3 protein-coding genes are annotated in these 3,863 nt (G+C 72.1%); all 3 read right to left on the reverse strand.

Annotated elements, in window-relative coordinates:
- Positions 1–2,687 (reverse strand): preprotein translocase subunit SecA (gene secA, locus NWP10_RS10905; RefSeq protein ID WP_258300923.1); only part of this gene is annotated, 2,687 nt, incomplete at its 3' end.
- Between the two features lie 175 nt (positions 2,688–2,862).
- Positions 2,863–3,543 (reverse strand): ribosome hibernation-promoting factor, HPF/YfiA family, encoded by a 681-nt coding sequence (gene hpf / locus NWP10_RS10910; protein ID WP_017489092.1) that lies wholly within the window; start codon positions 3,541–3,543, stop codon positions 2,863–2,865.
- 153 nt (positions 3,544–3,696) lie between these two features.
- Positions 3,697–3,858, reverse strand: coding sequence for a phosphoribosyltransferase family protein (locus NWP10_RS10915; protein ID WP_309137723.1), 162 nt, complete (start codon positions 3,856–3,858; stop codon positions 3,697–3,699).
- Positions 3,859–3,863 lie beyond the last annotated feature (5 nt).

Raw genomic sequence — 3,863 nt, forward strand, 5'->3', positions numbered from 1 at the left:
GTGCCGGCCTCCACGGTCGCGCCGGTCTCCGTGCCCGCGCGGGTGACGGCGCCCTGACCGTCCTCGGAGGGGCCGGTGAAGCGCAGCTGCGAGGGCCGCTGCGGGGCCTCGACGCCCTCCACGGAGATCTGCGGGGTCATCGTCAGGCCGCGGGCGTCCTTGATGCCGGGCAGCGACGTCGGCGCGGGGGCCGCGGTGATCTGGGCCTTGAACAGCGTGCGCACGGAGTCCTCGCGGATGCCGGCCAGCATGTTCTGGAACATCGTGTAGCCCTCGCGCTGGTACTCCACGAGGGGCTCGCGCTGGGCCATCGCGCGCAGGCCGATGCCCTCCTTGAGGTAGTCCATCTCGTAGAGGTGCTCCTGCCAGCGGCGCCCGATCGCGGAGAGCACCACCCGGCGCTCGGCCTCGCGCAGTGCCTCGGAGCCCACCTGGGCCTCCCGGTCCTCATAGGCGAGCAGGGCGTCCGAGACGAGCTCGCGCCGAAGGTCCTCGGCCTTGAGCCGTCCGCGGCCGCCGACCTCCTCGAGCACGTCCTCCTGGGTGATGCCCACCGGGTACAGCTCGGACAGGTCCCGCCACAGCTGGTCCAGGTCCCAGTCGGCGGCGTGGCCCTCCTCGGTGGTGGCGTCCACGATGTTCCCCACCGCGTCCTCCACGAAGCGGCGCACCCGGTCCTTGAGGTCCTCGCCCTCGAGGATGGAGCGGCGGTCCGCGTAGATGGCCTCGCGCTGGCGGTTCATCACGTCGTCGTACTTGAGCACGTTCTTGCGCTGCTCGGCGTTGCGGCCCTCGACCTGCGCCTGCGCGTTCTGGATCGCCTTGGACACGAACCCGAACTCGAGCGCCATGTCGTCCGGGATGGACGGGCTGTTCATGATCCGCTGCGCCACGCCGGGGTTGAAGTTGCGCATCAGCTCGTCCGTGAGGGACAGGTAGAAGCGGGACTCGCCCGGGTCGCCCTGGCGGCCGGAACGGCCGCGCAGCTGGTTGTCGATGCGGCGGGAGTCGTGGCGCTCGGTGCCCACCACGTAGAGGCCGCCGGCCTCGAGCACCTCGCGGTTGGCGTCCGCGACGGCGGCCTCCGCCTCGGCGAGCACCTGCGGCCAGCGGGCCTCGTAGGCCTCCGGGTCCTCCGCGGCGTCGAGGCCGAGCTCCTGCATGCGGGCGACTGCCGTGAACTCGGCGTTGCCGCCCAGCATGATGTCGGTGCCGCGGCCGGCCATGTTGGTGGCCACGGTGACGGCGCCCGGACGGCCCGCCTGGGCCACGATCGCGGCCTCGCGGGCGTGGTTCTTGGCGTTGAGGACCTCGTGGCGGATGCCCCGCTTGGCCAGCAGGGTGGACAGGTACTCCGACTTCTCCACGGAGGTGGTGCCCACCAGCACCGGCTGGCGGCGCTCGTGGCGCTCGGCGATGTCCTCGACGACGGCGTCGAACTTCACCTTCTCGTTCTTGTAGACCACGTCGTTGTGGTCCACGCGCTGGCGCTCGCGGTTCGGGGGGATCACGACGACGCCGAGGCCGTACGTGGACGTGAACTCCGCGGCCTCCGTCTCGGCGGTGCCGGTCATGCCGGCGAGCTTGTCGTACCCGCGGAAGTAGTTCTGCAGGGTGACGGTGGCCAGCGTCTGGTTCTCCGGCTTGACCTCCACGCCCTCCTTGGCCTCGATGGCCTGGTGGAGCCCCTCGTTGTAGCGGCGGCCCTTGAGCACGCGGCCGGTGTGCTCGTCGACGATCTGCACCTCGCCGTCGAGGACCACGTAGTCCTTGTCCCGCTTGAACAGCTCCTTGGCCTTCACGGCATTGTTGAGGAACTGGATGAGGGTGGTGTTCTGCGTCTCGTACAGGTTGGCGATGCCGAGGTGGTCCTCCACCTTCTCGATGCCCGGACCGAGCACGCCCACGGTGCGCTTCTTGTGGTCCACCTCGTAGTCCGCGCCCTCCTCGAGGCGGCGGACGAGGCGGGCGAACTCGCCGTACCAGCGGTTGGCCTCGCCCTGGGCCGGGCCGGAGATGATCAGCGGCGTGCGGGCCTCGTCGATGAGGATGGAGTCCACCTCGTCGACGATGGCGTAGTGGTGCTCGCGCTGGACCAGCTCGTCCAGGGACCAGGCCATGTTGTCCCGCAGGAAGTCGAAGCCGAACTCGTTGTTCGTGCCGTAGGTGATGTCCGCGGCGTACTGCTCGCGGCGCACGGCGGGCAGCTGCCCGGCCACGACCACGCCGGTCTCCATCCCGAGGAAGCGGAAGACGCGGCCCATGAGCTCGGCCTGGTAGGAGGCCAGGAAGTCGTTGACGGTGATCACGTGGACGCCGCGGCCGGTCAGCGCGTTGAGGTACGCCGGGGCGGTGGCCACGAGGGTCTTGCCCTCGCCGGTCTTCATCTCCGCGATGTTGCCCTGGTGCAGGGCGATGCCGCCGAGCAGCTGCACGTCGTAGTGGCGCTGGCCGAGGGTGCGGCCCGCCGCCTCGCGGACGGCGGCGAACGCCTCGGGCAGGAGCAGGTCCAGGGACTCGCCGTCGGCGTGGCGCGCCTTGAGCGTGTCCGTCTCGGCGCGCAGCTCGGCGTCGCTCAGCGCCCGGAAGTCCTCCTCCAGGAGGTTCACGGCGTCCACCGTGCCCTGCATGCGGCGCAGGACGCGGTTGTCCGAGATCTTCAGGACGCGGTCGATGATCGAAGGCACTGGTTCTCTGCTCCCTTGCGGTGTGGCCGGGGTGGGGCCGGGTGCCCCTCCCGCACGGCCGTGGCGCGGTCTCCGGGACAGTGTACGGGCCGAGGCCGCACGCGCCGCGGCGCCCGTCCGCTCGGACGGGCGCCGCGTCAGGTCGGGGCCGACGCGCGGCGTCGGCCCCGGGTGCTCAGACCTCGCGCGCCTGGTAGGCCCGCTCGCCCTCGGTGGCGGAGACGTGGTCCGCCGGGAGGGACTCGTCGAGGCGGATGACGCCGTAGCTCCAGCCGCGGCGGCGGTAGACCACGGAGGGCACGCCCGTCTCCGCGTTCTGGAAGAGGAAGAAGTCGTGGCCGACCAGCTCCATGGCGTCGACGGCCTCGTCCACGGTCATCGGGGTCGCCGGGAAGGCCTTCTCGCGGATGCGCACCGGGGTGCCCTCCTCCGGGATGTCCTGCTCGCGGGCGGCGTCCTCCACGGCCATCTGCGCGCCGTTGGGCGGCAGCGGCGGGACGAAGCCGACCTCGCCCGCACCGCGGGAGGCGCCGAGCTTGCCGTGCCGGCGGTCCTTGCGGCGGTCGCGCATGCGGCGCAACCGCTCGGCCAGGCGGGTGACGGCCATGTCGAAGGCGACCTGCTTGTCGTCCGCGTCCGCCTCGGCGCGCACGACCTCGCGGGGGCCGCGGGCCGTGAGCTCCACGCGGACCGTCTCGTCGGAGTGCTTGTGGTGCGAGGACTTGGTGACGCGCACCTCGAGGGTCTCGGCTCCCTCGGCGAGCGTGTGGAGGCGCTCCGTGCGCTCGGCGACATGGTCCCGGAAGCTCTCCGGGAGGCTGAGGTTGCGGGCGATGTAGCTGACATCCATGGTCATGGCGTCCTCCTGATCCGACTCTCACGGGTCCGGCCTCGGGAGGGAGGGGGCTGCGCCTCGTCCGTCTCGACGTCCGCAGGACGGCGGGGGTCCGAGGGGGCGGCCTCCTTCCACCGTCGGCGGGACCGGAGCCGGGTTCCGGCTCCGTGCGAGTCACCCTACCCCCGCCCCCGTGACGGGACCAGGGTCGTCAGAGGGCGGGGCCACGGCGGCCAGGACCACGGCCCCGACCGGCCGCCCGCCGGCCCGGCGCACCGCCTCCGCGAGCGCGCCCAGCGTGGCCCCGGTGGTGAGCACGTCGTCCACGAGCAGCACCGGGG

This window comes from Micrococcus sp. HG099, from assembly GCF_024723355.1.
GTDB lineage: Bacteria > Actinomycetota > Actinomycetes > Actinomycetales > Micrococcaceae > Micrococcus > Micrococcus endophyticus.